At 52.1% G+C, this 14,629-nt stretch carries 17 protein-coding genes; 13 read left to right on the forward strand and 4 right to left on the reverse strand.

Features of this window, described 5'->3' with window-relative positions; translation table 11 throughout:
• Window positions 1–1,158, reverse strand: coding sequence for a D-alanyl-D-alanine-carboxypeptidase/endopeptidase AmpH (gene ampH, locus FDW88_RS13100; protein ID WP_096758119.1), 1,158 nt, complete (start codon window positions 1,156–1,158; stop codon window positions 1–3).
• Between the two features lie 383 nt (window positions 1,159–1,541).
• On the opposite strand from ampH, the gene sbmA reads away from it, so the two are divergent.
• The gene (gene sbmA / locus FDW88_RS13105; RefSeq protein ID WP_096758118.1) at window positions 1,542–2,762 is read left to right on the forward strand and encodes a peptide antibiotic transporter SbmA; all 1,221 of its coding nucleotides are present in this window, start codon (window positions 1,542–1,544) and stop codon (window positions 2,760–2,762) included.
• Window positions 2,763–2,776: 14 nt separating this feature from the next.
• Entirely contained in the window at window positions 2,777–3,880 is a 1,104-nt protein-coding gene (locus FDW88_RS13110; RefSeq protein ID WP_096758117.1) for a DUF1615 domain-containing protein, read from the forward strand.
• On the opposite strand, the gene FDW88_RS13115 is transcribed toward FDW88_RS13110, so the two are convergent.
• Window positions 3,865–4,188 (reverse strand): DUF2755 family protein, encoded by a 324-nt coding sequence (locus FDW88_RS13115; protein ID WP_115259259.1) that lies wholly within the window; start codon window positions 4,186–4,188, stop codon window positions 3,865–3,867. The two genes, FDW88_RS13110 and FDW88_RS13115, sit on opposite strands and share 16 nt — an antisense overlap.
• 265 nt (window positions 4,189–4,453) lie before the next feature.
• On the opposite strand from FDW88_RS13115, the gene FDW88_RS13120 reads away from it, so the two are divergent.
• Complete coding sequence (locus FDW88_RS13120) at window positions 4,454–4,672, forward strand: DUF2754 domain-containing protein (protein WP_115259258.1); 219 nt, start codon at window positions 4,454–4,456, stop codon at window positions 4,670–4,672.
• A 23-nt stretch (window positions 4,673–4,695) separates the two neighbouring features.
• Here FDW88_RS13120 and ddlA read toward each other — a convergent pair whose 3' ends face one another.
• Window positions 4,696–5,790: a D-alanine--D-alanine ligase gene (gene ddlA, locus FDW88_RS13125; RefSeq protein ID WP_096759461.1), complete on the reverse strand. Its 1,095-nt coding sequence runs from the start codon at window positions 5,788–5,790 to the stop codon at window positions 4,696–4,698.
• A gap of 301 nt (window positions 5,791–6,091) precedes the next feature.
• Here ddlA and FDW88_RS13130 point away from each other — a divergent pair, with 301 nt between their 5' ends.
• The 5 genes from FDW88_RS13130 to adrA all read left to right on the forward strand — a co-directional run bounded on the left by FDW88_RS13130 (window position 6,092) and on the right by adrA (window position 10,934).
• Window positions 6,092–7,288: a multidrug efflux MFS transporter gene (locus FDW88_RS13130; RefSeq protein WP_096758114.1), complete on the forward strand. Its 1,197-nt coding sequence runs from the start codon at window positions 6,092–6,094 to the stop codon at window positions 7,286–7,288.
• A 248-nt stretch (window positions 7,289–7,536) separates the two neighbouring features.
• Window positions 7,537–7,779 (forward strand): sigma-S stabilization anti-adapter protein IraP, encoded by a 243-nt coding sequence (locus FDW88_RS13135; protein WP_137362719.1) that lies wholly within the window; start codon window positions 7,537–7,539, stop codon window positions 7,777–7,779.
• A 106-nt stretch (window positions 7,780–7,885) separates the two neighbouring features.
• A complete protein-coding gene (gene phoA / locus FDW88_RS13140; RefSeq protein WP_137362720.1) occupies window positions 7,886–9,301 on the forward strand; it encodes an alkaline phosphatase in 1,416 nt (471 codons plus the stop codon).
• A 97-nt stretch (window positions 9,302–9,398) separates the two neighbouring features.
• On the forward strand, window positions 9,399–9,719 hold the full coding sequence (psiF, locus tag FDW88_RS13145; RefSeq protein ID WP_137362721.1) for a phosphate starvation-inducible protein PsiF: 321 nt from the start codon (window positions 9,399–9,401) through the stop codon (window positions 9,717–9,719).
• A gap of 99 nt (window positions 9,720–9,818) precedes the next feature.
• Window positions 9,819–10,934: a diguanylate cyclase AdrA gene (gene adrA, locus FDW88_RS13150; RefSeq protein ID WP_115259256.1), complete on the forward strand. Its 1,116-nt coding sequence runs from the start codon at window positions 9,819–9,821 to the stop codon at window positions 10,932–10,934.
• Window positions 10,935–10,949: 15 nt separating this feature from the next.
• Here adrA and proC read toward each other — a convergent pair whose 3' ends face one another.
• Entirely contained in the window at window positions 10,950–11,759 is an 810-nt protein-coding gene (proC, locus tag FDW88_RS13155; protein WP_096758109.1) for a pyrroline-5-carboxylate reductase, read from the reverse strand.
• A gap of 181 nt (window positions 11,760–11,940) precedes the next feature.
• Here proC and FDW88_RS13160 point away from each other — a divergent pair, with 181 nt between their 5' ends.
• The 5 genes from FDW88_RS13160 (at window position 11,941) to ppnP (ending at window position 14,592) form a co-directional block, all read left to right on the forward strand.
• Window positions 11,941–12,396, forward strand: coding sequence for a YaiI/YqxD family protein (locus FDW88_RS13160; protein WP_096758108.1), 456 nt, complete (start codon window positions 11,941–11,943; stop codon window positions 12,394–12,396).
• Between the two features lie 185 nt (window positions 12,397–12,581).
• Window positions 12,582–13,127, forward strand: a complete 546-nt coding sequence (gene aroL / locus FDW88_RS13165) for a shikimate kinase AroL (RefSeq protein ID WP_135912477.1) — start codon at window positions 12,582–12,584, stop codon at window positions 13,125–13,127.
• Between the two features lie 26 nt (window positions 13,128–13,153).
• Entirely contained in the window at window positions 13,154–13,345 is a 192-nt protein-coding gene (yaiA, locus tag FDW88_RS13170) for a protein YaiA (RefSeq protein ID WP_137362722.1), read from the forward strand.
• 213 nt (window positions 13,346–13,558) lie between these two features.
• Window positions 13,559–14,236 carry an AroM family protein gene (locus FDW88_RS13175; RefSeq protein ID WP_115259254.1) on the forward strand — a complete coding sequence of 226 codons (678 nt, stop codon included), beginning with the start codon at window positions 13,559–13,561 and terminating at the stop codon, window positions 14,234–14,236.
• Window positions 14,237–14,307: 71 nt separating this feature from the next.
• A complete protein-coding gene (gene ppnP, locus FDW88_RS13180) occupies window positions 14,308–14,592 on the forward strand; it encodes a pyrimidine/purine nucleoside phosphorylase (RefSeq protein WP_115259253.1) in 285 nt (94 codons plus the stop codon).
• The last annotated feature ends 37 nt before the right edge of the window (window positions 14,593–14,629 follow it).

Below are 14,629 nucleotides of genomic sequence, written 5' to 3' on the forward strand. Positions count from 1 at the left end.
TCAGGATGCGGGGATAACCTGGGGTTTGTTTCCGCTCAACTCACTCACCAGATCGTTGATACCATCGCTCATATTGGTAAATCGGGTCAGCGGAGAACGGGTGACCACAATAAAGGCCCCTACGTTTTTCTGCGGGATCATCGCCATATAGGTAATGAATCCACCACCCCCACCGGTTTTTTGAATAATCCCCGGGCGGCCATTTTTCGGTGCCATATACACCCAGCCCAGGCCCAGCGCATCGGCTTTGCCTGGCACGTCCATGCCAATTACTTTGGTTAACTGTGTACGCTGATAAATCAGCGTCTGCATCCGGTCAGCCTGCTGGCTTCGCTGATAAAAGTCTGAAGAGAGATACTGCTGCATCCAGCGCATCATATCGCCAGGCGTCGAATAGACGCCGCCGCTGCCCATAGCCGCCAGCGTATTGTTACACGGGCTGGCCCCTTTTTCGGCGACCATCAGGCGCTTGCACTGATCGGGTGAAGGCGTAAACGTGGTGTCTTTCATCCCGAGCGGTCGGGTGATTTTCTCTTCAAACAGCTGTTGATAAGGCTTACCGGACGCGGCTGCCAGCGCATCGGCCAGTAGATCGAACGCCAGATTCGAGTAGGAGGCCTGCGATCCGGGAGCAGCTTTCAGCGTGGCGGTAGAGAGGTAACTCCAGCGCTGTTCGCGCGTTGGCCAGACAAATACCGGGCGTTTTGCCGCACCGCCTGGCTGCTCGCGGGGTAGGGCGCTGGTATGAGTCGCCAGATTCACCAGCGTGATCGGCGTTCCCTGCCAGGTCGGGACTCGTGCACCGGGCGGTGCATATTTACTCAATGGATCGTTCAGTTTTACCGTGCCCTGATCGAGTAATTTGACCAGCATTTCACTGGTCATCAATTTGGTAATTGAGGCGATGCGGATCACCGAATCCAGCTGCGGATGAACATTATTGCCAGGGCGTGTTTCGCCAAAACTGCGAAATACGCGCTGATTACCGTCAATGACCACGAGCGCCATTCCCGTCGCCCCGCTGCCGTAGAAGATATGATCGGCGTAACGATCGACGATATCAGAGGCGAAGACCGGATCGGTGATAGGCTGTGCCGCCTGGACAGATGTCAATGACGCCGCACACAGCGCGGCAGAAAAAAGCAGACTACGTTTCAACGGTGGTGTCCATGGGTTAGGGGTAGTAAAAAAGGATGACGTGCGTATGCGTATTTATACTACTCATCGGCATATTGCAAAGTGCTATTACGCCAATCATAGTGTGAAAAACGTAACGATGAGTAAACGTTACGTTTTCCCCCGGAGTGGATGTTCGCTTTTGTGATCTCACGCTGCGATAATCTGAATATGCCGGAACGCTGTCAGGTATGAAAACCATAGAAACAATTCTTCAGGGCCGGTAGCGAACTAAGCGCGTCGGTTCTGGTCACAATTGTCGGTTTCAGCATGTGTTTATTGGGCGTTAGCCGTCTTGCCATCGTTTGCACGCTGGCAAATGCACAGCAGTCGTCATAACGATAAGAAGTTAGCAGGAGAGCACTATGTTTACGTCTTTTTTCCCAAAGCCGGGACCGTTCTTTATTTCGGCATTTATTTGGGCACTGGTCGCCGTTGTATTCTGGCAGGCAGGTGGGGGAGCCTGGGTTGCACATATCACCGGCGCATCGGGTGATGTGCCTATAAGCGCCGCCCGGTTCTGGTCGCTGGATTATCTGATTTTTTATGCATATTACCTTCTCTGCGTCGGCCTGTTCGCCGCGTTCTGGTTTATCTACTGTCCACACCGTTGGCAGTATTGGTCCATATTGGGCACGTCGCTGATTATCTTTGTGACCTGGTTTCTGGTTGAAGTCGGGGTTGCCGTCAACGCCTGGTATGCGCCGTTCTATGACCTGATTCAAACCGCACTGAGCGCTCCTCATAAGGTGAAGATTGAACAGTTCTATCATGAAGTGGGGATCTTCCTTGGCATCGCGCTGATTGCCGTGGTAATTGGGGTGATGAACAATTTCTTCGTCAGCCATTACGTGTTCCGCTGGCGTACCGCGATGAACGAACATTATATGGCGCACTGGCAGCATCTGCGTCATATCGAAGGCGCCGCGCAGCGTGTGCAGGAAGACACCATGCGCTTCGCCTCTACGCTGGAAGATATGGGCGTCAGTTTTATCAATGCGATTATGACGCTGATTGCCTTCTTACCGGTGCTGGTCACGCTGTCTGCGCATGTCCCTGATCTGCCGATTGTTGGCCATGTTCCCTATGGTCTGGTGATTGCTGCCATTGTCTGGTCGTTGATGGGCACCGGCTTGCTGGCGGTGGTGGGGATCAAACTCCCGGGTCTGGAGTTTAAAAACCAGCGCGTGGAAGCTGCTTACCGTAAAGAACTGGTCTACGGCGAAGATGATGCTAATCGCGCAACGCCGCCGACCGTGCGCGAGCTGTTTCACGCGGTGCGTCAGAACTATTTCCGCCTCTATTTTCACTATATGTACTTTAATATCGCCCGTATTCTTTACCTGCAGGTGGATAACGTTTTCGGTTTGTTCCTGCTGTTTCCGTCAATTGTTGCCGGTACGATTACGCTCGGTCTGATGACGCAAATCACCAACGTGTTTGGTCAGGTGCGCGGATCGTTCCAGTATCTGATTAACTCCTGGACGACGTTAGTGGAATTAATGTCTATCTATAAGCGTCTGCGCAGCTTCGAACGTGAGCTGGATGGCCAGGATATTCAGGCCGTAACCCATACGCTTAGCTAACAAAAGGAGATGTTATGTCGACGGTTTCCCGTCTTTACCCCTGGTCTTGTCTGGCGGCGTTGGTGCTGGTGGGATGCAGTAGCCAGTCTTCGCAGCCGTTAAAAAAAGGGGAGAAAGCCGTCGATGTGGCGAGCGTGGTCCGTCAGAAGATGCCGGCCAGCGTGAAGGACAGAGACGCCTGGGCGCAGGATCTGGCCAGGACGTTTGAAAGCCAGAAGCTGGCACCGACGGTTGAGAATGTCTGTTCGGTGCTGGCGGTAGCGCAGCAGGAGTCTAACTATCAGGCGGACCCGGCGGTACCGGGCTTAAATAAAATAGCCTGGAAAGAGATCGACCGCCGCGCTGAGCGCATGCATATTCCGCTGTTTGTGGTGCACACCGCGCTGAAGATTAACTCGCCGACCGGCAAAACCTACAGCGAGCGTCTGGATTCGGTAAAAACGGAAAAGCAGCTTAGCGCTATTTTTGATGATTTTATCAATATGGTGCCGATGGGGCAGACGCTATTCGGTTCGCTTAATCCGGTGCATACAGGCGGTCCGATGCAGGTCAGCATCGCGTTTGCTGAACAACACGCTTCAGGCTATCCGTGGAAAATGGCGGGGACGGTACGTCAGGAAGTCTTCACCCGTCGTGGTGGGCTGTGGTTCGGGACCTATCATTTGCTGAATTACCCGGCGAACTATAGCGCGCCTATCTTCCGTTTCGCTGATTTTAATGCGGGCTGGTACGCCAGTCGTAATGCGGCTTTCCAGAACGCGGTGACTAAGGCCAGCGGCGTGAAACTGGCGTTGGACGGTGATTTGATTCGCTACGACAGCAACGATCCGGGCAAAACAGAGCTGGCGGTACGTAAGCTGGCCGGGAAGCTGGACATGAGCGAGAGTGATATCCATCGGCAGTTGCAAAAAGGTGACAGCCTCGCGTTTGAAGAGACCGCGTTGTACAAGAACGTGTATAAGCTAGCGGAAGCGAAAACGGGCAAAACCTTACCCCGCGAAATGCTGCCGGGTATTCAGCTCGAAAGTCCAAAGATTACCCGTAATCTGACCACCGCGTGGTTTGCGAAACGGGTGGATGAGCGACGGGCAAAATGTATGGGTCAGTCATCTTTGTGATGGCGTTGGCGCCAGTGCAACACGGCTGCGATGGTGCCAAGAATCAGACCGCCGACCAGGAAGGGAATCAAACCAAAAATTGTTCCTACGCCCAACCCGATCTCGATGTGCGGGCGTCCGCTCTCCTGCATTTGCAGTTGCATTAGCTGTTCATAAATACCGGGTGCGTGAGCCAGTAGGGTTAATACCTGCGCCCCGACCCAAAAGCAAAACAGCACAAAGACGGCATAGACAATGTTGCCGGTCAGCGAGGAGGGATCCCGATGCTTGCCCTTAAACGGGAATTTTGAGAGCGTAAAATCAGCCATAAAGACCTCCAGCAACAACCTGCTTTTCTTGACGTAATGCCAGTAACTGACAGTGAGTCTGACAGGTGATCGGGATTGTCAATATCAGAATGATGGTAATTTCAGCCAGGGATTATTCCTGGATTTCGTTTTTTTGCCTGTCGTCACAAATATGTAACCTTAAGTGAAATTAGATTACATCTAAGAAATTCTGCCTACGCCACAGACCGCCAGAGAGAAATGTGCGAGGATGCGTCTTTATAACGTTGTGATCCCCGGAGCTGTTATGAACCTGCCTGTAAAACTTCGCCGCGACTGGCACTACTACGCGTTTGCTATTGGGCTTATCTTTATTCTCAACGGGGTGGTGGGATTACTGGGATTTGAAGCGAAGGGGTGGCAAACCTATGCGGTGGGGCTGGTTACCTGGGTGATTAGCTTTTGGCTTGCCGGATTGATTATCCGCCGCCGCGCGGAAGATGACGAAACGCAGGATGCCCAATAGCTATCGGGCACCCTGGCGGGGGTTTACATACTGGTTTTCAGCGCGCTGTTTGCCGCATGACGCTCCAGCGCCAGTTCGATCAGACGGGTGATCAAATCGGTATAACCTAAGCCGCTCGCCTGCCACAGTTTTGGATACATACTGATATTGGTGAAGCCCGGTAGCGTGTTGATCTCGTTGATCACCACGTCATTTTCCGCGGTTAAGAACACATCTACGCGTGCCATGCCAGCGCAACCCAGCGTCTGGTAAGCCTGGATCGCTATCTCGCGGATCTTGTCGTTAATCTCCGGCGCAATGGCCGCCGGGACCACGACTTTGGCACCGTTATCGTCAATGTACTTGGTGTCATAGGCGTAAAAATCGCTGTTCAGAACGATCTCGCCACAGGTGCTGGCCTGCGGATGATCGTTCCCCAGCACCGCGCATTCGATCTCACGACCAACGACCCCTTGTTCCACCACCACTTTATGGTCGAACTCAAATGCCAGCGCCACGGCCTGGTTATATTGAGCTTCGTTGGTGACTTTACTGACCCCAACGGACGAGCCCTGATTAGCCGGCTTGACGAACAGCGGCAGGCCCAGGCGCGATTCAACCTCTGCGAAGCTGATGCTATTACGATTAGCGCGGGTGAGCGTAATAAAGGGGGCAATGTTTAATCCGGCGTCGCGCAGCAGACGTTTAGTCACGTCTTTATCCATGCATGCCGCTGAGCCCAGCACGTCGGAACCGACGAACGGGAGATTTGCCACGCGCAGCATACCTTGCAGGGAACCATCTTCGCCCAACGTACCGTGCACAATCGGGAAAATAACATCGACGGTTTGCAGCGGCTGACCGTTGTGCGCATCAATCAACTGGTGTTCTTGCTTTCCCGGTACCTGCGCCAGGCTGGTTGCCGAAGGACGCAGCGCAATACGCGCCGGGTCGTTGGCATTAAGTAGATAGTTGCTGGCATCGCTGACGTGCCATTGCCCTTCTTTATCAATACCTAACAGCACAACATCAAAGCGAGTCTTGTCGATGGCATCGACAATATTTTTTGCCGATTGCAATGACACTTCATGTTCTGCTGATTTACCACCAAATACGATTCCTACCCGCAACTTTGCCATCTTAAAAACCCATTCCATGAATGCAAAGCACATACATTACCACGACAAAACGCAGGATTCCTCGGCTTCTGGCAGAATGTTTTCGTGCGTCGCCAGGGAAAGGAAACTCACAAATCTGCGCTGGAGCCTCAAAGCATATTCCCCTGCAATAAATAGGGGTTATGTGTGATGAATATCACAAATATGATGAGCGGGGAGATAAAATACTAAACTGTGAGGTATCGCACCTCTGGGCCCTTGTCCGGACACGTAATTTGTTAAGCTGCTCGCAGTTTTCAGCTACTTATCGTTATGAGTCCCTATGGAATCCTGGAGAGTTAACCTTATTTCCGTTTGGTTCGGGTGCTTTTTTACCGGACTGGCGATCAGCCAAATCCTGCCTTTTTTACCGCTCTATGTTTCCCAGCTCGGGGTGACCTCGCATGAAGCGCTATCGATGTGGTCCGGGTTAACGTTTAGCGTCACCTTTCTGATTTCCGCCATTGTTTCGCCGATGTGGGGCAGTTTAGCCGATCGTAAAGGGCGTAAGCTGATGCTGCTGCGCGCCTCGTTGGGGATGGCGATTGCGATTTTATTGCAGGCCTTTGCCACTAATGTCTGGCAGCTTTTCCTGCTGCGTGGTGTGATGGGATTAACGTCGGGATACATCCCTAATGCGATGGCGTTAGTGGCGTCGCAGGTTCCGCGTGAACGCAGCGGTTGGGCGCTAAGTACGCTCTCTACGGCACAGATTAGCGGGGTGATTGGTGGGCCGCTGATGGGCGGTTTTATTGCCGACCACGTGGGCTTGCGCGCGGTATTTTGTATTACCGCCGGGCTGCTGGTGGTCAGTTTCATGGTCACGTTATTCTTCATTAAAGAGGGTGTGCGCCCAACGATTAAAAAAAGTGAACGCTTAAGCGGCAAGGCTGTGTTCGCCTCGTTGCCTTATCCGGCGCTGGTGATCAGCCTGTTTTTTACTACCCTGGTTATCCAGTTGTGCAACGGATCAATCGGTCCCATTCTGGCACTGTTTATTAAATCGATGGTGCCAGACAGCGGCAATATTGCCTTTCTCAGCGGGCTGATTGCCTCGGTGCCTGGTATATCGGCGCTGATTTCAGCCCCCCGGCTGGGCAAATTAGGCGATCGGGTGGGAACTGAACGGATCCTCATGGCGACGCTTATCTTTGCCGTGGTGCTGTTTTTCGCCATGTCCTGGGTCACAACGCCGTTGCAGTTGGGGGTATTGCGTTTCCTGCTAGGCTTTGCCGATGGCGCAATGCTTCCTGCCGTGCAAACGCTACTGGTGAAATACTCCAGCGACCAGGTAACTGGGCGTATTTTTGGCTATAACCAGTCGTTTATGTATCTGGGCAACGTCGCCGGACCGTTAATGGGAGCCACCGTGTCGGCCATGGCGGGTTTTCGCTGGGTGTTTATCGCGACCGCGAGCATTGTGCTGATCAACATTTGGCAACTGGCTGTCGCGTTACGACGTCGGCGTCGCACGCGCTGAATGGCGAATAAACCCCGTTGGCTGTCAGCGGGGTTTATCCATAAGTTTGTATTATATTATTGGGTGATTATTAAGCTTCTCACCCTTTTATATTGAATAATTCTGTCGTAATTCCCAATTCATCTTATTTTGCGGTGTGATTGTTTTCGCAAAACGTTTTATTTCTGCTAAAAATACAACTTTCATCCCCTAGGCAGTTGGGAGCCATAATGCTACCGTGACCCATATTTTGTTAAGGGAATACACAAATGAAAAATCTCGTCACTGAGTTGTTACTTAAGCTCGCCCAAAAAGAAGAAGAGTCACAGGACCTCGCCGCTCAGGTAGAAACCTTAGAGCGCGTTATCATGGAAATGCTGCATACGATGGCGACGCATGAGCAGCAAACACTGATTCGTCATATTGAGGGTACACTGGCAGGCGTAAGCCGCATGCCAGCCTGTTTAACAACCTTGCATGACGTCGGCGAGAGGGTACCCAAAGCGTATTGAGGTTTGCGTAGCGCCTCACGACGTTGAATCATCATAAAAGTGTCACATCAAATACTTATAGTCGCTTTGTTTTAATTTTACCGTATTTATACATGGAGAAAATAAAGTGAAACAAAGCGCACTCGCTATTGCCCTGTTACCTTTGCTGTTTACCCCGGTTATTTATGCAGAATCATCTGCTGTGCCGGTTATGGATAATCGCGCCGCTCAGGGGGATATCACCATGCCGGGTGGCGCTCGCCGATTAGCCGGCGATCAAACGGCCGCTCTGCGTGATTCACTGATTAATAAACCGGCTAAAAATATTATTTTGCTGATCGGCGATGGTATGGGTGACTCAGAAATTACTGCAGCGCGAAATTATGCCGAAGGCGCGGGCGGCTTTTTTAAAGGGATTGATGCGCTACCCCTGACTGGACAATACACCCACTATTCGCTGGATAAGAAAACGGGTAAACCCGATTACGTGACAGATTCAGCGGCTTCGGCAACGGCGTGGACCACCGGGGTGAAATCCTATAATGGTGCGCTGGGCGTTGATATCCATGAAAAAGATCACGCCACGATTCTGGAAATGGCAAAAGCCGCAGGTCTGGCTACCGGCAACGTTTCTACAGCTGAATTACAGGATGCCACTCCGGCTGCGCTGGTTGCGCATGTGACGTCACGTAAATGCTACGGTCCGAGCGTGACCCGTGAAAAATGCCCGACTAATGCGCTGGAAAACGGCGGTAAAGGGTCAATCACTGAACAATTGTTGAATGCTCGTGCCGACGTCACGCTGGGGGGCGGGGCAAAAACGTTTGCTGAAACCGCTGCTGCGGGTGAATGGCAGGGCAAGACGCTGCGTGAGCAGGCGCAGATGCGCGGCTATCAGTTGGTGAGCGACGCCGCATCGCTTGCGGCAATCACTGACGCCAGTCAGGATAAACCGCTGCTGGGGTTGTTCTCTGAAGGTAATATGCCGGTGCGTTGGGAAGGACCGAAAGCCTCGTATCATGGCAACATTGATAAGCCGGCTGTGACCTGTACGCCAAATGCCAAACGCAACGACACGGTGCCGACGCTGGCACAGATGACGGATAAAGCGATTGAGCTGTTAAGCAAAAATGAAAAAGGCTTCTTCCTGCAGGTGGAAGGCGCGTCAATCGATAAACAGGATCATGCTGCTAACCCGTGCGGGCAGATTGGCGAAACGGTCGATCTGGACGAAGCCGTACAGCGCGCGCTGGCCTTTGCGAAGAAAGACGGTAATACGCTGGTGGTGGTAACCGCCGATCACGCGCATGCCAGCCAGATAGTGGCGCCAGATACCAAAGCGCCGGGTCTGACTCAGGCGCTGAACACCAAAGATGGCGCGGTGATGGTCATCAGCTACGGCAACTCTGAAGAAGAATCTCAGGAGCATACGGGCAGCCAACTGCGTATTGCTGCCTATGGGCCGCATGCGGCGAATGTGGTTGGCCTGACCGACCAGACCGATTTGTTCTACACCATGAAATCGGCCTTAGGGCTGAAATAAGTACACGCCCGGCGGCATTACTTTTGCTGTCGGGTGGTTTTTTTATCGTTAGCAGCCAGACTTATCTGTGTCTCGTCGTTCAGAAAAGGAAGGTGCTATGAAAATATCATTAGTTATGACGTTGCTTTTTGGTCTGCTTTTTTTAGCGACTGTTGGCGCCGCCGAGAAAACGCTAACCCCGCAACAACAACGAATGACCACCTGTAACCAGCAGGCCACTGCGCAGACCTTAAAAGGGGATGCGCGTAAGAGCTATATGAGTGATTGCCTGAAAAACAGTAAATCGGCCCCCGAGGAAAAAAGCCTGACGCCACAGCAACAGAAGATGCGTGAATGTAATGTTCAGGCAACGGAACAGTCGCTGAAAAGTGATGATCGCAATAAATTTATGAGTGCCTGCCTGAAAAAAGCAGCGTAATTGCGTAGTACATAAGGGTGAGCAGCGAAATTCGCTCACCCGAAATATCATACTCCCGCGCACGTCCTCCTTTCTATAATTTGGGAAATTTGTTTCAGAATGTTCCTAAATACGATGAATGATGAAAGTTTCTATCAAAAAAAGGTCGTCCCAAATGAAGCGGTTTTATCGCTTCATCAAAATGACCATCAGCGCTCCGGACTGCGATTTGCCCGACGGATCAGGCTGCCGCGCGCGGTGGGATTGGGCGGGATGTTTTTCCCTATCGCGTCGGTCCTGGTGTCTCAGCCGATCACCGGAGGCTGGTGGCTTTTATTGGTAGGATGGGCTTTTGTCTGGCCGCATCTGGCATGGCAGTTGGCGGGCAAAGCAGATGACCCGATGCATAGCGAATTCACCAACTTAAAAGCCGATGCGATTCTGACCGGAATGTGGATAGGGCTGATGGGGGTAAACCTGCTACCGTCGACGGCCCTACTGATGATTATCTGTATTAACCTGATGGGCGCAGGGGGAATACGGTTATTCATCGCCGGTCTGGTGTTGACGATTGTCTCATGTCTGGTCACCCTGCAACTGACGGACATCCCCGTGGTGTTTAGCAGTACGCAACTGAGTGTGATGTTGTCGCTGCCGGTGTTGGTGTTGTATCCGCTGCTGTTTGCGTGGGTGAGCTATAAGACGGTCATCAAACTGGCTGAGCACAAGCGTCGGTTGCAGGTGATGAGCACGCGAGATGGTATGACCGGTGTGTATAACCGACGTCATTGGGAGCTTTTGCTGCGCAATGAATTTGATAACTGCCGCCGTTATCAGCGCGACGCCACGTTACTGATTATCGATATCGACCACTTCAAAAGTATTAACGATACCTGGGGCCATGACGTTGGCGATGAGGCTATTGTCGCGCTAACGCGTCAGTTGCAGATGACGCTGCGCGGCAGCGATGTCATAGGGCGTTTTGGTGGCGATGAATTTGCTGTGATTATGTGCGGTACCCCGGCGAGCAGCGCCATCGCCGCCATGTCTCGTGTCCACGAACGACTCAGCCTATTGCGATTGTCCTGTGCTCCGCAGGTTGCTCTGCGTATCAGCGTCGGCGTCGCACCGCTGACTTCAGAAACGGAACACTATCGAGAATGGCTGAAATCGGCGGATATGGCGCTTTATAAAGCAAAGAATTCCGGACGTAACCGCACTGAAGCGGCGGCCTGACGTCCGGTTGCCCACTCAGGATTTGCTTAGTTTTTCCGACTGTTCCATGCACTTAACCATCGCTTCAATGACTGAAGAACGGAAACCACGGGCCTCCAGAACGCGCACGGCCTCAATGGTTGTTCCACCTGGTGAGCACACCATATCCTTCAGTTCTCCAGGATGTTTTCCTGTTTCGAGAACCATTTTTGCTGACCCCATCACCGCCTGTGCGGCGAATTTATACGCCTGCGCACGGGGCATGCCGCCCTGGACGGCCGCATCAGCCATCGCTTCAATAAACATAAACACGTAGGCCGGCGCAGAACCGCTGACGCCGACGACCGGGTGAATCATCGATTCCGCAATCACTTCAGCTTCGCCAAAGCAGCGGAAAATATTTAATACGTCAGCCGTATCTTCCGGCGTCACCAGCGCGTTTGGCGTTACGGAGGTCATGCCCGCATTAACCAGCGACGGTGTGTTGGGCATCGCGCGGATAATTTTACGGTCATGACCCAGCGCGCGGGCAAGCTGATCGAGCGTGACGCCAGCGGCAATAGAGACGACCAGTGAATCTTTGTTCAGGCTGGAGGTGATTTCGCTCAGCACTTTAACCATGATGCCGGGTTTCACAGCACCAAAGACAATATCGGCAATTTGGGCGACTTCCTGCGCCGACTGCGCGGCGTTGATGCCGTACTGGTCGTGTAATGCGGCGACTTTATCAGGAGAGGGGGTATAGACCCAGATTTGTCCGGGGAGAACCTGACCACTGGCGATCATGCCTCCAAGAATGGCTTTGCCCATATTGCCGCAGCCGATAAAACCAATTTTCTTGTCCATCTTGTCACTCCCTATGCGTGATATTCATTGTTTTATACCCGTCATACTTTTGAATTACTTAGGGTATACCTGGGAAAGTTAAGCTTAGCGCGGAATGGATATGTTCTGAAGGAGAAACAGCACTTTGCCGGAAAGTAAAAGCACGAGACAATGTGCGATTACACAGGAACCAGGAGGTGTTATGACAATATGGGTGGATGCGGATGCGTGTCCGAATGTGATTAAAGATATTTTGTACCGAGCTTCAGAGCGTATGCAGATGCCGCTGATTTTGGTCGCCAACCAGAGTTTGCGCGTGCCGCCTTCGCGTTTTATCCGTACATTACGTGTTCCTGCCGGGTTTGATGTTGCCGATAACGAGATTGTGCGTCAGTGTAGCGCAGGCGATTTGGTGGTAACGGCGGATATACCGCTGGCTTCTGAAGTGATTGAAAAAGGGGCCGCGGCGCTGAATCCTCGTGGCGAACGCTATACCGAAGCCACCATCCGCGAACGTCTGATGATGCGTGATTTTATGGATACACTCCGTGCCAGTGGGATCCAGACCGGAGGCCCGGACACGCTTTCACCGCGCGACCGACAGCATTTTGCTGCTGAACTGGATAAGTGGTGGCTGGAAGTTCAGCGTAGAAAATAACGACTGTAATTTATTTTTTACACTTTCATCATTGTGAAATCTTGTTATAGTGAGAATTAATGGGCTTTTTAGTCTGTGGTGGAACTTATTCTTTACGTTTTGGTGATGTACTAGTTTGATGGTATGATTATAACTTTAACAGCATCAGATCCCGCTTGTGGGCGGCTCTCTGGGGAATTTCTTCGATGACGCAACCTCTTTTTCTTGTTGGCCCGCGGGGCTGTGGTAAGACGACAACCGGTATGGCGCTGGCGAAAGCTATCGACTTCCAGTTTGTTGATACCGATCGCTGGTTGCAATCACATGTGCAAATGACCGTTGCCGAAATCGTTGAAAGAGAGGGGTGGGAAGGATTTCGCGCTCAGGAGACGACCGCTTTGCAGGCCGTGACCGGCCCCTCAACGGTTATTGCGACCGGTGGCGGCATTATTCTTACCGAATATAACCGTCACTACATGCGAAATAACGGCATGGTCATTTATTTAAGCGCGCCGGTCTCGGTACTGGTGAGTCGCCTGGAAGCCGCGCCTGAAGAAGGATTGCGCCCAACCTTAACCGGTAAACCGCTGACCGAAGAGGTGCAGGAAGTGCTTGAGCAACGCGACGAGCTGTATCGTCAAGCGGCGCACTTTATTGTTGATGCAACGCACGAACCCTCTCAGGTTGTGGCTGATATCCTGGCGATGATGCCCCAGGCTGCGCCGCGGTTGCAGGGTGGGGTCTATACTTAACGCTTATCCATTCAAAAGGAAGCGCTATGCCGACAAACCCCCCTTATCCACGTAAAGCGACGATTGTTACTGTTGAAAAAGGTACGCCAGGCCAGACAGTCACCTGGTATCAACTCCGCGCTGACCACCCGAAGCCGAATTCGTTGATTAGCGAACATCCGTCCGCGCAGGAAGCAATGGATGGCAAAAAACGCTATGAGGATCCGCAGAAAACCTGAGGTCGGACGCTGTCTGTGTCACATTTTTCGCACGTCTCTGGAGAGTGCGAAAAATGAAAAGTAAACGATAACAATAAATTATTAGAATGATTTGGAATCTTTACACAATGTATTGCTTATCCGCTGCTACGCTTTTGAACATTTGTAGCGCAGGTCAGTGCCCGGTATTTATCCGGGAATTCACAGCAAAGTAAGAAGACGGTGGAGCAACACATGAGTACGTCGTTGGCTATCCTCACGATTGGCGTTGTGCCGATGTGTGAGGTATTACCGCTCCTGACGGAATATATCGATGAGCAACACATTACCCACCATAGTTTGCTAGGGCAGATGCGGCGGGAAGAGGTGATGGCCGAGTACGCCATCTCGCCGGGCGACGATGTGTTATTAACGCTGCTCAGTGACCAACAGTTGGCGCACGTTTCGCGCCAGAAAGTGGAACGCGCGCTGCAAGGTATCGTTGAGGTGCTGGATAATCAGGGCTTTGACGTCATTTTATTGATGAGCACTGCGGTCATTACTCGTCTGACGATCCGAAACGGCATCCTGCTGGAGCCCTTACGTATTATTCCCCCTCTGGTGGCGTCGATTGTCGACGGGCATCAGGTTGGTGTGATTGTACCCGTCACTGAATTACTCGCCGCCCAGACGCAGAAATGGCAGGTGCTACAAACGCCGCCAGTCTATGCCGTGGCCAATCCCATTGATGGCACTGAACAACAACTGATTGATGCTGGAAAGCAACTTCTTGAACAAGGTGCCGACGTGATTATGCTCGACTGCCTGGGGTTTAATCAGCGTCATCGTGATGTACTGCAAAAATCACTCGACGTTCCGGTACTGTTGTCGAATGTGCTGATAGCCCGTCTGGCTTCGGAACTTCTGGCGTAATTTTGCGTGACAGAGGGAACGTCAGGCCCCTATATTGGTTGTTAACTTAATAACGAGATAGGGCCAGTGGTATGCTTCAAAGTAATGAATACTTTTCCGGCAAAGTAAAATCGATTGGTTTTACCAGCAGCAGTACTGGCCGCGCGAGCGTGGGTGTGATGGTGGAAGGCGAGTACACCTTTGGCACGGCGGCACCTGAAGAGATGACGGTGGTGAGCGGGGCATTGAATGTATTGCTGCCGGGCGAAACTGAGTGGAAAGTGTATGCTGCCGGGGAGACGTTTAACGTGCCTGGGCACAGTGAATTTCATCTGCAGGTCGCAGAGCCGACGTCCTATCTTTGCCGTTACCTGTAAGCGTAATATGCCGGATAAGCCGCTTGTGGCGTTATCC

This window comes from Citrobacter sp. wls829 (genome assembly GCF_005280825.1).
Taxonomy (GTDB): domain Bacteria; phylum Pseudomonadota; class Gammaproteobacteria; order Enterobacterales; family Enterobacteriaceae; genus Citrobacter; species Citrobacter gillenii.